Origin of the sequence: Achromobacter dolens (assembly GCF_902859745.1) — a bacterium.
Classification (GTDB): Bacteria; Pseudomonadota; Gammaproteobacteria; order Burkholderiales; family Burkholderiaceae_B; genus Achromobacter; species Achromobacter dolens.
In genome coordinates, this window is record NZ_CADIJW010000043.1 from 19,335 (window position 1) to 34,068 (window position 14,734).

The 14,734-nt window shown below is 70.1% G+C and carries 9 protein-coding genes; 4 read left to right on the forward strand and 5 right to left on the reverse strand.

Features of this window, described 5'->3' with window-relative positions:
* Positions 1-8: 8 nt before the first annotated feature.
* From HV783_RS22880 to HV783_RS22895, 4 genes are read right to left on the reverse strand one after another with little or no spacing between them, the layout of a single operon-like run.
* Entirely contained in the window at positions 9-3,077 is a 3,069-nt protein-coding gene (locus HV783_RS22880) for an efflux RND transporter permease subunit (protein WP_175189914.1), read from the reverse strand.
* A complete protein-coding gene (locus tag HV783_RS22885) occupies positions 3,074-6,151 on the reverse strand; it encodes a multidrug efflux RND transporter permease subunit (protein WP_175189915.1) in 3,078 nt (1,025 codons plus the stop codon). The genes HV783_RS22880 and HV783_RS22885 overlap by 4 nt, the downstream gene beginning before the upstream one ends.
* 4 nt (positions 6,152-6,155) lie before the next feature.
* Positions 6,156-7,328 (reverse strand): efflux RND transporter periplasmic adaptor subunit, encoded by a 1,173-nt coding sequence (locus HV783_RS22890; RefSeq protein ID WP_175143824.1) that lies wholly within the window; start codon positions 7,326-7,328, stop codon positions 6,156-6,158.
* 58 nt (positions 7,329-7,386) lie between these two features.
* A complete protein-coding gene (locus HV783_RS22895) occupies positions 7,387-8,364 on the reverse strand; it encodes a LysR family transcriptional regulator (protein ID WP_054504263.1) in 978 nt (325 codons plus the stop codon).
* Positions 8,365-8,492: 128 nt separating this feature from the next.
* On the opposite strand from HV783_RS22895, the gene HV783_RS22900 reads away from it, so the two are divergent.
* Positions 8,493-9,647, forward strand: a complete 1,155-nt coding sequence (locus HV783_RS22900) for an FAD-dependent oxidoreductase (RefSeq protein ID WP_175189916.1) — start codon at positions 8,493-8,495, stop codon at positions 9,645-9,647.
* A gap of 70 nt (positions 9,648-9,717) precedes the next feature.
* Positions 9,718-10,533, forward strand: a complete 816-nt coding sequence (locus HV783_RS22905; RefSeq protein WP_175189917.1) for a hypothetical protein — start codon at positions 9,718-9,720, stop codon at positions 10,531-10,533.
* A 23-nt stretch (positions 10,534-10,556) separates the two neighbouring features.
* Here the strand turns inward: HV783_RS22905 and HV783_RS22910 are convergent, their stop codons facing one another.
* Positions 10,557-11,807: an NnrS family protein gene (locus tag HV783_RS22910; RefSeq protein WP_175189918.1), complete on the reverse strand. Its 1,251-nt coding sequence runs from the start codon at positions 11,805-11,807 to the stop codon at positions 10,557-10,559.
* A gap of 240 nt (positions 11,808-12,047) precedes the next feature.
* Here HV783_RS22910 and HV783_RS22915 point away from each other — a divergent pair, with 240 nt between their 5' ends.
* Complete coding sequence (locus tag HV783_RS22915) at positions 12,048-13,307, forward strand: MFS transporter (RefSeq protein WP_026384268.1); 1,260 nt, start codon at positions 12,048-12,050, stop codon at positions 13,305-13,307.
* Positions 13,308-13,326: 19 nt separating this feature from the next.
* Positions 13,327-14,712 carry a NarK family nitrate/nitrite MFS transporter gene (locus HV783_RS22920; RefSeq protein ID WP_175189919.1) on the forward strand — a complete coding sequence of 462 codons (1,386 nt, stop codon included), beginning with the start codon at positions 13,327-13,329 and terminating at the stop codon, positions 14,710-14,712.
* Positions 14,713-14,734 lie beyond the last annotated feature (22 nt).

A 14,734-nucleotide genomic window follows, 5' to 3' on the forward strand; every position in this document is an offset into this window, starting at 1 on the left:
CGGGCGGATCAGGCGCGGCGCGCGCGCCAGCCCGCCACCTTCAAGCGCAGCCGCTCCAGCGCCAGGTACACGATCGGCGTGGTGTAGAGCGTCAGGAACTGGCTGATCATCAGCCCGCCGACGATGGTCACCCCCAGCGGCCGGCGCAGTTCCGAGCCTTCGCCCATGCCCAGCACCAGCGGCAGCGCGCCCAGCAGGCCGGCCAGGTTGGTCATGACGATGGGGCGCAGGCGCAGCATGGCGGCGCGATGGATGGCCTGTTCCGGCGTCAGGCCCTCGCGCCGCTCCAGGCCGAGCGCGAAGTCGATCATCAGGATGGCGTTCTTCATCACCACCCCCACCAGCAGGAACAGGCCGAGCAGCGCGATCAGGCTGAACTCGATATCGGCCAGCCGCAGCGCCAGCAGCGCGCCGACGCCGGCCGAGGGCAGGGTCGACAGGATGGTCAGCGGATGCAGCGGGCTTTCGTACAGGATGCCCAGCACCAGGTAGATCGCCACCAGCACGCCCAGGATCAGCCAGGGCTGGTCCTGCAGGCTCTGCTGGAAGCTGCGGGCGTCGCCGCCCAGCCGCGTCTGGATGTGGGCCGGCACCATCAGCCGCGCCATGGCGGCGTCGATGGCGGCCAGGCCTTGCTGCAGCGAGACGCCCTCGGCCAGCGAGAAGCCGACGCCGACGGCGGCGAACAGGCCGTCGTGGAACACGCGGTCATTGACCAGGCCGTGCTCGTAGGTGGCGAAGGCCGACAGCGGCACGCGGCTGCCGTCGGCCGCCACCACCTGCACCCGTTCCAGCACCTCGGGGTCCTCGGTGTAGCGCGGGTCCAGCTCCAGCACCACGCGGTATTGGTTCATCGGGTCGTACAGCGTCGCCACCTGGCGCTGGCTGAAGGAATTGCCGAGCACGCTGGCGATGGTGCGCATGTCCACGCCCAGGCGCCGGGCGGCGGCGCGATCGATGTTGATGACCACCTGCTGGGTGGCGGCGTCGCCCACCGCGTCGACGTCGCGCAGCTCGGGGATGTCGCGCATGGCGCGCGAGATCTTGCGCGACCATTGCCGCAGCGCCGGCACGTCGCTGGCCATGATGGCCAGCTCGTGGTCGCCGGAATTGCCGAAGCCGCCCGGCATGCGAAGGTCCTGGTCGACGTTCAGGAAGAACATGCCGCCCGGCACCGGCGGGGCGTTGGCGCGCAGCCAGTCGATCACCTGGGCCGAGGATTCGCGCCGCTCGGCAACCGGCTTCAGGCGGATCAGGAACAGCGAATTGCTGATGCCCAGGCTGCCGCCGTTGTAGCCGATCACGTCCTGCACGGCCGGATGCCTGAGCACCAGTTGGCGATAGACGTCGATCTTGGGCTGCATCACCTGGAACGAGAAGCCGTCGTCGCCGCGCACGAACCCCATCAACTGGCCGGTGTCCTGCTGCGGCAGGAAGCCCTTGGGCGCCTGCGCGTACAGATAGGCGTTCAGCGCCACCACCGCGGCCAGCAGCAGCAGGGTCAGGCGGGCGTGGCCCAGCACCCGCGCCAGCGACGCGCCATACCATTGGTGGATGCGGGCGAACACCGCGCGCAGCCGCGAGGGCCGCGTTTGGGTCTCGGCCGGCGGCCGCAGCCAGCGCGCGCACAGGCTGGGAATGATGGCGACCGACACCACCAGCGAGATCAGGATGGCGGCCACCAGCGTGATCGAGAACTCGCGGAACAGCCGCTCCACCAGCCCGCCCATGAACAGGATCGACACGAACACCACCGACAGCGCCAGCGTCATCGCCACCAGGGTGAAGCCGACCTCGCGCACGCCGCGCAGGGCCGCCTGGCGCGGACCCAGGCCGCGCTCGAGGTGGCGCGAGATGTTCTCCAGCACCACGATGGCGTCGTCCACCACCAGGCCCGCGGCCACGATCAGCGCCATCAGCGACAGGTTGTTGAGCGAGAAGCCCCACAGGTACATGACGGCGAAGGTGGCGATCAGGCAGACCGGAGTCGCCACGCTGGGAATGGCGGCGGCGCGGGCGCTGCCCAGGAACAGCCACACCACCAGGATCACCAGCCCCACCGCCAGCCCCAGCGTGACGTGGGCCTCGCGCAGCGTGGCGTGAATGCCGGGCGAGCGGTCCAGCACCACGGTCAGGTCGACGTCGGCCGGCATCAGCGCGCGCAGGCCGGGCAGGGCCTGGTTGATGGCGGCGATGGTCTCGATGATGTTGGCGCCCGGCTGGCGGCTGACGGTCAGCACCACCGCCGGGTTGTGGTTGTGAAAACCGCTGCTGTAGCGGTTCTCGACCGAGTCGCTGATCCGCGCCACCTGGGCCAGCCGCAGGGCGGCGCCGTCCTGGTGGCGCACGATCAGGCCGTTGTAGTCGGCCGCCGTGCGCGGCTGGCCGGGCGTGCCGACCTCCCAGCGCTGCGAGGCCGAGTCCAGTTGGCCCTGCGGACCCATGGGGGCGGCGTTGGCGATGGACTGGCGCAGGTCGTCCAGCGCCACGCCGTAGTGCGCCAGCGCATTGGGGTTGACCTGCACTCGCACCGCCGGCAGCGAGCTGCCGCCCAGCGTCACTTCGCCGACGCCGACGATCTGCGAGAGCTTCTGCGCCAGCACCGTGGCGCCCAGGTCGTAGAGCCGGCCGGCGGGTCGGGTGGGCGAGCTGAGCGCCAGCGCCATGATGGGCGCCTGCGACGGATTGACCTTGCGGTAGCTGGGATTGCCCGGCATGCCCGAGGGCAGCTCGGCGCGGGCGGCGTTGATGGCGGCCTGCACGTCGCGCGCGGCGGCGTTGATGTCGCGGTCCAGCGCGAATTGCAACAGCACGCGAGTGGCGCCCTGGTTGCTGGACGAGCTCATGGCGCTGACGCCGGCGATGCCGCCCAGCGCGCGTTCCAGCGGCGCGGCCACGGTGCTGGCCATGCTCTCGGGGCTGGCGCCGGGCAGTTCGGCGCGCACCTCGATGGTGGGGAAGTCGACCTGCGGCAGCGGCGCCACCGGCAGCAGGCGCCAGGCCACCGCGCCCAGCAGCGTCAGGGCCAGCGCCAGGAAGATGCAGGCGATGGGCCGGTGCAGCAGCGCGCGGATCATGGCGCCGGCCGGTCCGCGGGGGCGGGCAGGGCCTTGCGGCGGCCCGCGCCCAGTCGGTGGAAGAACAGGTAGACGGCGGGCGTGGTGAACAGCGTCAGCACTTGGCTGACCAGCAGGCCGCCCACCATCACCCAGCCCAGCGGCTGGCGCAGCTCGGCGCCCGAGCCGGTGGCCAGCATCAGCGGCAGGGCGCCGAACAGCGCCGCCAGCGTGGTCATCAGGATCGGCCGCAGCCGCAGCAGCGCGGCTTCGCGGATCGCCTCGCGCGGCGCCAGGCCGCGGCTGCGTTCGGCTTCCAGCGCGAAGTCGACCATCATGATGCCGTTCTTCTTGACCAGTCCGATCAGCAGGATGATGCCGATGACGGCGATCAGGTCCAGCGGCCGGCCGGTCAGCAGCAGCGCCAGCAGCGCGCCCACCGTGGCCGACGGCAGGGTCGAGAGGATGGTGACCGGATGGATCGCGCTTTCATACAGCATGCCCAGCACCAGATACATGGTGACCACGGCGGCCAGCATCAGCCACAGGGTGTTGGACAGCGAGGCCTGGAACGCGGACGCCGCGCCCTGCAGGCGCAATTCGACGCTCGCGGGCATGGCGATGTCCTGGCGCGCCGCTTCGATGGCGGCGATGGCCGCGCCCAGTGAACCGCCGGCCGGCAGGTTGAACGAGAAATTCACGGCGGGGAACTGCGACAGGTGGTTGACCGCCAGCGGCACGGCGCGCTCGCTGACCGTGGCCAGCGCCGATAGCGGAATCGGCTGGCCGTCCGCCGTGCGCAGGTGGATGCGTTCCAGCGCTTCGGGGCTGGCGGCCAGGCGCCGGTCCACCTCCAGCACCACGCGGTACTGGTTGGACTGCGTGAACAGGGTGGCGACCTGGCGCTGGCCAAAGGCGCTGTAGAGCGCCTGGGCCACGTCGTCCATGGTCAGGCCCAGGCGCGCGGCGGCGTCGCGCGAGACCTCCAGGTAGGCCTGGCGGCCATCGCCCTGCAGGTCCGACGAGATGTCGGCCAGTTGCGGCGCGGCGGCCAGGCGCTGGGTCAGGGCGTGGCTCCAGCGCGCCAGCAGCGCGCTGTCGGGCGAGGTCAGGGTGAACTGGTATTGGCCGCGGCTGACGCGATCCTCGATGTTCAATTCCTGCACGGGTTGCAGGTACAGCGAGATGCCCTGCACCTGGCGGGCGCGGGCGTCCAGCCGGGCCATGATGTCGGCCAGCGGCGCGCCGCGCTCGCTCCAGGGCTTGAGGTTGACCAGCAGGCGGCCGGTGTTGAGGGTGGCGTTCATGCCGTCGATGCCGATGAAGGACGACAGGCTGGCGACGTCGGGGTCTTCCAGCAGGCTTTGCGCCAGCGCCTGCTGGCGCCGCGACATGGCCTCGAACGAGGTGCTTTGCGCCGACTGGGTCACGCCTTGCAGCACGCCGCCGTCCTGCGCCGGGAAGAACCCCTTGGGCACCGCCAGGTACAGCAGCCCGGTCAGCGCGACGGTGGCCAGCATCGCCAGCAGCGTCAGGCGCTGGTGGCGCAGCGTGATGTCGAGCCAGCCGGCATAGCGCGCCTGCAGGCGGTCGAGCAGGCCGGGCGGGCGCTCGGCGTGCGGCGGCAGCAGGCGCGCGCACATCATGGGCGTCAGCGTCAGCGACACCGCCAGCGAGATCAGGATGGCCACCGCCAGCGTGATGGCGAATTCGCGGAACAGCCGGCCGACCACGTCTTCCATGAAGAGCAGCGGGATCAGCACGGCGATCAGCGACAGCGTCAGCGAGACCAGGGTGAAGCCGATCTGTCCGGCGCCCTTGAGCGCGGCCGCCATCGGGCTGTGGCCCTGTTCGCGGTAGCGGGCGATGTTCTCCAGCATGACGATGGCGTCGTCGACCACGAAGCCGGCGCCGATGGTCAGCGCCATCAGCGTGAGATTGTTGGTGGAGAAGCCCGCCAGGTGCATCACGCCAAACGTGCCGATCAGGGACAGCGGCACCGCCAGGCTCGGGATCAGCGTGGCCGGCAGGTTGCGCAGGAACAGGAAGGTCACCAGCACCACCAGCCCGACGGCGAAGGCCAGCTCCCATTGCACGCCGCGCACGGAGGCGCGGATGCTTTCGGTGCGGTCGGTCAGCACCCGCACCTGCGCCGCCGCCGGCAGGCTGGCGGTCAGTTGCGGCAGCAGCGCCTTGACCTGGTCGGCCACGGCGATGACGTTGGCGCCCGGCTGGCGCTGGATGTTCACCAGCACCGCCGGCTGGCGATCGACCCAGGCGGCCAGGTAGCGGTTCTCGGCGCCGTCCTCGACCGTGGCGACGTCGCCCAGCCGCACCGGCGCGCCGTTGCGCCAGGCCACGATCAGGTCGCGGTATTCCTGCGCGCTCTGCAACTGGTCGTTGGCGTCCATGATGACCGAGCGCACCGGGCCGTCGAAGCTGCCCTTGGGCTGGTTGGAGTTGGCCTTGGCGATGGCTTCCCGCACGTCGGACAGCCGCAGGCCGCGCGCGGCCAGCGCCATGGGGTTGGCCTGCACCCGCACCGCGGGCCGCTGGCCGCCGGCCAGGCTGACCATGCCTACGCCCGACAACTGCGCCAGGCGTTGCGTCATGCGCGTGTCGACCAGGTCGTAGACCTGCGGCAGCGGCAGCGAATCCGAGGTCACCGCCAGCGTCAGGATCGGCACGTCGGCCGGGTTGACCTTGCGGTACACCGGCGGCGTCGGCAGGTCGGACGGCAGCAGCGAGCCGCTGGCGCTGATGGCGGCCTGCACCTCCTGTTCGGCCACGCCCAAAGAGACGTCGAGCGAGAACTGCAGCGTGATCACCGAGATGCCGCTGCCGCTGGAGGACGACATCTGCTTGAGGCCCGGGATCTGCCCGAAGCGGCGCTCCAGCGGCGCGGTGACCGCGCGCGCGGTGACGTCGGGGCTGGCGCCGGGGTAGGGCGTCGTGACCTGGATGATGGGGTAGTCGACCTGCGGCAGCGCCGCCACCGGCAGCAGGCGCCAGGCAAGGATGCCCGACAGCAGCAGCGCCAGCATCAGGAACGAGGTGGCGACCGGGCGCAGGATGAAGGGGCGTGACAGGCTCATGGCGTTACGGCTGGGTTTCCACGATCCGCACCTCGCGGCCGTCGTGCAGGCGGTCCACGCCCTCGACCACCACGCGTTCGGCCACGGCCAGGCCGGAGCGGACTTCGACACGGCCGGCATTGGCGCGGCCCAGCGTCAGGTCGCGCCGGGTGGCGCGCTGGTCGTCGCCGATGACGAAGACAAAGGCGCCGTCGGCGCCGTACTGCACCGCCGCCGTGGGAATCGACAGCACCTCTTCCTGCCGCGCCAGCGCCAGGCGGATATTGACGAACTGGTTCGGGAACAGCGCCTCGTCGGCATTCTCGAACAGGGCGCGCAGCTTGACCGTGCCGCTGGCGGCGTGGATCTGGTTGTCCAGCGCCTGCAGGGTGCCCAGCGCGATCAGGCGGCGTTCGTCGGCGTCCCAGGCCTGCACCTGCAGGGCGGCGTCGCCGGCCTGCGCCTGGGCCTGGCGCAGCAGGTCCAGATGGGTCTCCGAAATCGAGAACAGCGCCGAGATCGGGCGCGTCTGCACCAGGGTGGCCAGGCCATTGGCGTCGGCGGCGCGCACGTGGTTGCCGGCGTCCACGCGCCGAAAGCCGATGCGGCCGTCGTGCGGCGCCTGGATGCGGGTCTGTGCCAGCAGGCGGCGGGCGTCGGCGACGCCGGCCATCAGGCGCTGGCGCTGCGCGGCGTAGCTGCGCGCCTGGGCCTCGGCGGTGTCCAGTTGCTGCCCGGCCACCGCTTCCTGGCGCGCCAGTTGCCGGTAGCGGCGCAGGTCGATCTCGGCATTGCCGAGCAGCGCCTCGACGCGCGCCAGCTCGCCTTCGGCGGCCGCCAGCGCCGCCTGGTAGGGGCGCGGATCGATCTCGGCCAGCAGTTGGCCGCGGCTGACCGCCTGGCCTTCGGTGTAGTGCAGGCGCTGCAACTGGCCGTCGACCTGGCTGCGCAGCACCACCTGCGCCAGCGGCGTGATGGTGCCCAGCGCATGCAGGTCGCGTGGCAGCGGACCGCGGCGCGCGGCGGCGATGCTGACGGGCACGGGTTGCTGGGCGTAACCGGGAATGGCGGCGGCGGGCGGACCTTGCAGGGCGTAGCGCCAGATTGCCCAGCCGGCCAACGCGGCCACGGCCAGGAAGGTGGCCAGCGCCAGCCGCTGGCGCAACGCGGCGGGGCCCGCGGAAGAAGGCAAGGGCATCTCGGTACTGCCGGGGGATAAGTTGGGGACAGTACGGATTCTAGCTGAATAATAATTATTAGCGTTTTTGTATCAGCTTATCGTCAGGTTTGATGCGGCCTCCCTTGCGCCGGTTTGCCGACGGCGCGCCCAGGCCGGCCTCGGCCAGCCGCGTCTGGATCAATTCAAGCAGCGCCCGGGCCCGCGCGCTGACCGAGTGGCGGTGGCTGTAGACACCGAGCAACTGCAGCGGCGCCGGTTGCAGGTCCAGCGGCACTTCGCACAGGCGGCCGGCGGCCAGGTCCTCCTGGCATGAGACGGCCGCCAGGATCGCGAAGCCGATGCCCTGGCGCGCGCCCATCAGCGCCAGTTCGCCGCTGTTGACGCGGTAGCGGCTGCGCACCGGCACCTTGACGATGTCTCCGGCCGCGTCCACGAATTGCCAGGGCATGCCCTTGAGCGCGCTCAGGGTGGTGATGCAGGGCAGCGCCTTGAGCTGGCGCGCCTGGCGCGGCACGCCGACGCGGGCCAGCAGCGCGGGCGAGGCAACCACGATGCTGGGCAATATCGCCAGTTCGCGCGTGATGAGGCTGCTGTCGTCCTGGCGGCCGCGATGGAACACGATCGACAGATCGACATCCTCGCGCAGCGCGTCGATGCCATCTAGGCGGGTGTCGCAGGCCAGGTCGATGCCGGGGTGGCGATCGCAGAACTCCGCCAGGATCGGCGCCAGCAACCGTGGCGCTTCGCCCGGCATGCACAGGTGCAGCGGCCCGCGCAGTTCCTGCCTGGCCGCGCCCAGTTCCTCTTCCGTGGCGGCCAGGCTGTCCAGCAACGGCTTGGCCCGCTGGTACAGCAACTGACCGGCTTCGGTCATGCGCAGATGGCGGGTGCTGCGTTCCAGCAGCCGCACGCCCAGCCGCCGCTCCAGTCCCGCGACATGGCGGCTGACGTTCGACGACGGCATGGCCAGGCGCCGCGCCGCGCCCGCGAAGCTCTGTTCATCCACCACCGCCGCGTAGACGCGAACGCTGTTCAGATCCAGGGCCTGACCCATGATTATCCCGTTTGCGATATGAAAGGAACCCATTTTTTCATACTAGTTCTCGCATCCGGCGGAATCTACGATGCGGATCCCGTGTGCGGCGTCGGGCCGGCACGCGGGATTTGAAGCAAGGATTCAGCATGGATATCGGAATACTGGGCGGTGGGATCGCCGGCCTGAGCGTGGCGCTCGCCCTGCATCGGTCGGGACATCGGCCGCGGGTCTACGAACGCGGCGCCGCGCCGGCCACGATGGGGGCCGGCGTGACGCTATGGCCCAATGCGGGTTGCGTGCTTGACCGGCTCGGGCTGCTGCCGGACGTCGCGGCGCTGGGGGGCAAGCCGGTGGCGATGCGCCGTTACGACCCCGCGGGCAATGCCCTGGGCGGACTCGACATCACCGCGCTGGATCGCCTGATGGGTTACCCGACCCATGCGATCCTGCGCCGCGACCTGCTGGCCGTGCTGCTGGCGCACACGGCGCGCGCCGGCATCACGGTCGAGTACGGCCATCGCGCGGTGGCGATCGAGCCGGGCGATGATGGCTGCGCCACGGCGCGGTTTGGCAATGGCGCCGCCATCCGGCCGGACCTGCTCATCGGCGCGGATGGCCGCATGGAATCGGTGGCGCGTCGGTTCGTCACGGGCGACAACACGCCGGTGTACCAAGGGTTCGTGAACTGGATCGGCGTCGCGTCGGCGCCAGGCCTGGCCGATGACATCGCCATCCAGGATTATTGGGGCGTTGGCGAGCGTTTCGGCTGCGTCGCGGTGCGGCGGGATCTGGTCTATTGGGCGGGCGCCCAGGTCCGGCCGCTGTCCGCCGCCGGGGAGGGGGCGGATCCGCGCGCGGAGGTTGCCGGCCTTTTCGCCGATTGGGCCGCGCCGGTCGCGCGCCTCATCCAGGCGACGCCCGCCGACGCCGTGCGCCTGATCGCCGTGCATGACCTGGACACGCCGGCGGTCTGGCATCGGGACAATGTGCTGCTGGTGGGCGATGCCGCGCACGCGCCGTTGCCGACCTCGGGCCAGGGCGCGTGTCAGGCGCTGGAGGATGCCTGGCACCTGGGCCAATGCCTGGCGGCCGGGCCGCGCGACCTGGAGGCGGCGCTGGCCGCCTTTACCGCGATCCGCCGGCCCAAGACCGCCGGCTTGACCGAGCTGGCCCGCGTCCATGCGCGCGGCCTGTTCGAGCGCGATCCGGAGATCTGCCGCCTGCGCGACCAGCAGGCCAGGGCGGCCGACCCGGCGGCGGCGCTACGAGGTTTGGCCAGCGCCTGGGGCGCAGGGCTGTGAACGGGGATAATACGGTTTTCCAGCCAGTTTCCGCCCCGGCGCGCGCCGGGCCGCTCATAGGGTTTCATCCATGCAAGAAAATACCTCCGCCGCCGCGCTGATCGACGCGCTGCGCACCGACCGCGCCGCGTTGCAGTTGTGGCAAACCGTGGCGCGCGAGTACCAGGGCAAGCATGCCGAGGTGCTGGCGCCGCTGGAGGTCACCGAGATCGAGCTAAAGGCCAGGCTGGTGCTCTGCTTCGACCATGCCGCCAGGCAGAAGGAGCTGACCAAGGCGGAACGTCAACTGGTGTCCGAGATCGCCGCGCAATTGGGGCAGGAGACGCTGTTCTCGATCCTGCTGGACGGCACGCCGGCCGAATGCGACGTCGAGCGCCTGAAGGCGGTCTACCGCAAGCACAGCGGTTCCGACATCGACGCCGAAGTGGCCGAGGAACGCGAGGCCGAGGCGGCCGAGATGGCCGAGATGACCGCCTCCGCGCAGGCCCAGGCAGACGCGCCCGCCACCGCCGCGACGTTCGCGCCGGACGCGCTGGCGCAGGCCGAGGCCTTGCTGGCGCTGGGGCCGGACGGGCTGGACGGCGTGGCCGAAGATAAGCTGGCGCTGGCCATTCCCGTGCTGCGGGAGCAACTGGCGGCCGTGAACCGCGAGCTGGCCGCGTTCGAACGCGACTTCAAGGCCGAATACCGCTTCGATCCGGAGCAGCCGATCGACCCGGCCGACCTGATGGAAGACCTGGACGCGGAAATCGCCGATGTGCAGGACTACATCGGCGAGCTGGAGTTCGAGCTGTCGCAGTTCGTCGACATGCAGCAGCTCAAGGCCTGGCTCAAGGCCATGAAGAAGCAACTGGAAGCGACCCGCCGGCGCGAAGCGCGCGGCTGATAAACGGGGCGGCCGCCCGCGCTTCAAGGCGCCCGGCGCGGCCCGGCGGGCACGATCTTCATCATCGGCGCCGCCGGCTTGGCCGCGGCGTCCGCGCGCGGCCGGATCATCCACGGCCAGAAGCGCCACAGGTACAGGCCGAACCCCAGCGCCCAGGCGCCGGCCGACGCATGCAGCAAGCCCAGCGTGGCGCCGGTCGGCACCAGGGCGGCCAGGCGCAGCAGCGCCGCCAGGATCACCAGCGCATAGCTCAGCACCATGCTGCGGTCGGCGCGCAGCGGCCGCCCCAGGTGACCCATCGCCGTGCGCGTGGCCATGCCGATGATCAGCACCGAGAAACCGGCCACGCCCATGACGTGCGCCGGCCAGGCGGGCCGCGCCACGTAGCCGGCCAGTTGCGCCGCGCCCGCCAGCAGGCCGAGGCCCAGGCCCAGATAACCCACGTACAGGATCCAAAGCAGCGGCACGCGGCGCGCGGCCCACGGCTTCCAGGCCAACCACTGCGCCAGCGCCAGGATGCCGGTGACCGCGAGCAGCAGTGCGGCGGCACGCGGCGCCCCGGCCAGCAGGCCGGCAATCGCCAGCACGCCGGCGCCGAGCTGCCAATGGCCGCTGCGGGTGTGGGGCGGAATTTCCAGGCCCTGCACGGCCCGCTTGGCGAAGAACGGCAGCACCCGGCGCGCGATCAGCAGCGTCAGCACCGCCATCACCAAAAGGCCGGTGTTGAAGTAGCGCATCAGCGCCAGGTAATCGCCCGCCAGCGCGGCGCGCAGATACAGCGCGTGGGCCGCGGCCAGCGCCAGCAGCAGCAATGGCACGCCGTAGTTGCGGCGATTGCGCGTGATCCAGACGGCGCGCGCCAGGGCAATGGCGGCGCACAGGAAGAACAGCAGGTCGGCCACGGCGGCGACGGTGAACGCCGTCATGCCGGGCGCCAGGTAGGCGCCGCGCGCCACCAGCCAGACCACACACAGCGCCGCCAGGGGAGCGCCGCGCAGCGGATTGCGGCCGGTCCAGTTGGCGCCGGCCGTCAGCAGGAAGCCGACCGCGATGGTGGCCACGAAGCCCCACAGCATCTCGTGGGCGTGCCACGGCATGGCGGTCAGCACGCCCGTCAGTCGGGCCGGCGCGAACACCCATAGCAGCACCGACAGCAACGCCCAGGCGCAGCCAGCCAGGTACAGCGGGCGAAAGCCCATTTCGGTGAAGGCGCGCCAATTCGGCCGCGCGGCGCCGTCAGCGGCGGGTTCTTCCAGGGTGAGCAGGGTGGACATGATGACCTTTGACCAGTAGCCGGCGGGGTGATTTTGAATGTGTATTTGAAATACATATTAATGCCTAAGAAGGCTTTCGGCCCATCGCGTGGATTTGATCCCGCGCAAACGCGGCGGCTTTTCCGGGGTGACTAGTCACATCGGCACCGCCGATATGGTCGGCCGGCGAATGGTGGCGGTGGGCGCGGATGCCTAGGCTTGGGGCTGTCGTATTCCGTGTGCAAAAAAGCGAGAACCACCATGGCATCAACCCACCCCTCGGCCAGCGCGCCCATGCGGGTCCTGGTATCCAGCACCTTCGCCTTCACCATCTGCTTCGCGGTATGGATGATCTTCGCGGTGCTGGGCATTCCCATCAAGACACAGCTTGGCCTGTCCGAGACCGAATTCGGCCTGCTGGCCGCCATGCCGGTGCTGACCGGTTCCCTGGTGCGCGTGCCGCTGGGCATCTGGACCGACCGCTACGGCGGCCGGCCGGTGTTCTTCGTGCTGATGCTGCTGGCGGTGGTGCCGATCTGGCTGCTGTCCTACGCCACCGAGTACTGGCAATTCCTGGTGCTGGCGCTGTTCGTGGGCCTGACTGGCGGCTCGTTCTCGGTCGGCACGCCCTACGTGGCGCGCTGGTTTCCGCGCAACAAGCAGGGCCTGGCCATGGGCGTGTTCGGCGCCGGCAATTCGGGCTCGGCCATCACCAAGTTCGTGGCGCCGGCGCTGATCGCCGCCGCCGGCGGCGCCTGGGTGATCGTGCCGCAGGTGTACGCGGTGGCCCTGCTGGTGACGGCGATCCTGTTCTGGCTGTTCTCGGCCTCGGATCCGTCGCACCGGGTGGCCGGCGGCGCCAGCCTGAAGGCGCAATTCGCGATGCTGAAGGACCCGCGCGTGTGGCGCTACTGCCAGTACTACTCGGTGGTGTTCGGCGGCTACGTGGCGCTGGCGCTCTGGATGACCAAGTACTACATCGGCGAATACGGTTTCGACATGAAGCTGGCGGCGCTGCTGGCCGCGTGCTTCTCGCTGCCGGGCGGCGTGCTGCGCGCCATGGGCGGCTGGATCTCGGACCGCTACGGCGCCTACAAGACCACCTGGTGGGTGATGTGGGTGTGCTGGGTGGCGTTCTTCATCCTGAGCTATCCGCAGACCCACTTCACGGTCATGACCACCGGCGGCCCGCGCCAGTTCGACATCGCCCTGGGCCCGACCAGCTTCACCATCCTGCTGTTCATCGTCGGCATCGCCATGGCGATTGGCAAGGCCTCGGTCTTCAAGTTCATCTCGGATGAGTTCGGCCAGAACATCGGCGCGGTCTCGGGCATCGTCGGCCTGGCCGGCGGCCTGGGCGGCTTCATCCTGCCGATCCTGTTCGGCGTGCTGCTCGACCTGACCGGCGTGCGCTCCAGCGCCTTCATGCTGCTGTACGGCACGGTCTGCGTCTCGCTCATCTTCATGCATTTCAGTTTCCGGCCCGAAAGCGCCGCCACCGCGCGGCGCCAAGCCGCCTGATCCCCACCGGAGAACACCTATGTCTTCCCATGTCCTGGCGCGCTGGGAGCCGGAAAACCCCGGCTTCTGGAAACAGACCGGCGCCCGCATCGCCAACCGCAACCTGTGGATTTCCATTCCCGCGCTGATGCTGGCGTTCAGCATCTGGATGCTGTGGAGCGTGGTGGTGGTCAACCTCGACCGCGCCGGCTTCATGCTGTCCAAGAACCAGCTGTTCTGGCTGACCGCGCTGCCGGCGCTGTCGGGCGCCACGCTGCGCATCTTCTATTCGTTCCTGGTGCCGGTGTTCGGCGGCCGCAAGTGGACCGCGATCTCGACCGCCTCGCTGCTGATCCCGGCGCTGGGCATGGGCTTCGCGCTGCGCGACCCGACCACCTCGTTCCCGACGCTGCTGATCCTGGCGCTGCTGTGCGGCCTGGGGGGCGGCAACTTCAGCTCCAGCATGGCCAACATCAGCTTCTTCTTTCCCAAGGACAAGAAGGGCCTGGCCACGGGCCTTAACGCGGGCATCGGCAACCTCGGCGTGTCGCTGGTGCAGTTCGTGGTGCCGGTGGTGATCTCGATGGGCGTGTTCGGCGCGCTGGGCGGCGAGCCGCAGGCGATTACCGCCGGCGGTGTCCAGCGCAGCCTGTGGCTGCAGAACGCCGGCTTCATCTGGGTCATTCCCATCGCGCTGGCCTCGCTGGCGGCCTGGTTCGGCATGAACGACATCGCCGACGCGCGCGCCTCGTTCGCCGACCAGGCGGTGATCTTCAAGCGCAAGCACAACTGGCTGATGTGCTGGCTGTACGTGGGCACCTTCGGCTCGTTCATCGGTTTCTCGGCGGGCTTTGCCATGCTGACCAAGACGCTGTTCCCGCAGGTCGACCCGACCACCTATGCCTTCCTGGGCCCGCTGGTCGGCTCGCTGACCCGTCCCGTGGGCGGCTGGGTCTCGGACAAGCTGGGCGGGGCGCGGGTCACGCTGTTCACCTTCATCGGCATGATCGCCGCGGTGCTGGGCGTGGTGATGTTCCTGCCGCTGAACGGGCAGGGCGGCGACTTCAACGGCTTCCTGGCCATGTTCATCGTGCTGTTCGCGCTGACCGGCGTGGGCAACGGCTCGACCTTCCGCATGATCCCGGTGATCTTCCTGCGCGAGCGCACCCAGGCCGCGCACGGCAAGGGCGCGGCCGCGCAGAAGCAGGCCCTGACCGACGCGGCGCGCGAATCGGCCGCGGTGCTGGGCTTTTCCGGCGCCATCGGCGCCTATGGCGGCTTTTTCATCCCGCGCAGCTTCGGCACCTCGCTGGAGCTGACCGGCAGCGCCCAGGCGGCCCTGTATTGCTTCATCGGCTTCTACGCCACCTGCGTGCTGATCACCTGGTGGTACTACGCGCGCCGCAACGCGCCGGTGCCCTGCTGAAGCGGGGCTGGCCGGGGTGACT

Excerpts from the sequence above, each read along its gene's own strand:
- HV783_RS22915 (WP_026384268.1), top strand. The coding sequence starts at position 12,048 with ATGGCATCAACCCACCCCTCGGCCAGCGCGCCCATGCGGGTCCTGGTA.
- HV783_RS22920 (WP_175189919.1), top strand. The coding sequence starts at position 13,327 with ATGTCTTCCCATGTCCTGGCGCGCTGGGAGCCGGAAAACCCCGGCTTC.
- HV783_RS22900 (WP_175189916.1), top strand. The coding sequence starts at position 8,493 with ATGGATATCGGAATACTGGGCGGTGGGATCGCCGGCCTGAGCGTGGCG.
- HV783_RS22905 (WP_175189917.1), top strand. The coding sequence starts at position 9,718 with ATGCAAGAAAATACCTCCGCCGCCGCGCTGATCGACGCGCTGCGCACC.
- HV783_RS22885 (WP_175189915.1), bottom strand. The coding sequence starts at position 6,151 with ATGAGCCTGTCACGCCCCTTCATCCTGCGCCCGGTCGCCACCTCGTTC.
- HV783_RS22895 (WP_054504263.1), bottom strand. The coding sequence starts at position 8,364 with ATGGGTCAGGCCCTGGATCTGAACAGCGTTCGCGTCTACGCGGCGGTG.
- HV783_RS22890 (WP_175143824.1), bottom strand. The coding sequence starts at position 7,328 with ATGCCCTTGCCTTCTTCCGCGGGCCCCGCCGCGTTGCGCCAGCGGCTG.
- HV783_RS22880 (WP_175189914.1), bottom strand. The coding sequence starts at position 3,077 with ATGATCCGCGCGCTGCTGCACCGGCCCATCGCCTGCATCTTCCTGGCG.
- HV783_RS22910 (WP_175189918.1), bottom strand. The coding sequence starts at position 11,807 with ATGTCCACCCTGCTCACCCTGGAAGAACCCGCCGCTGACGGCGCCGCG.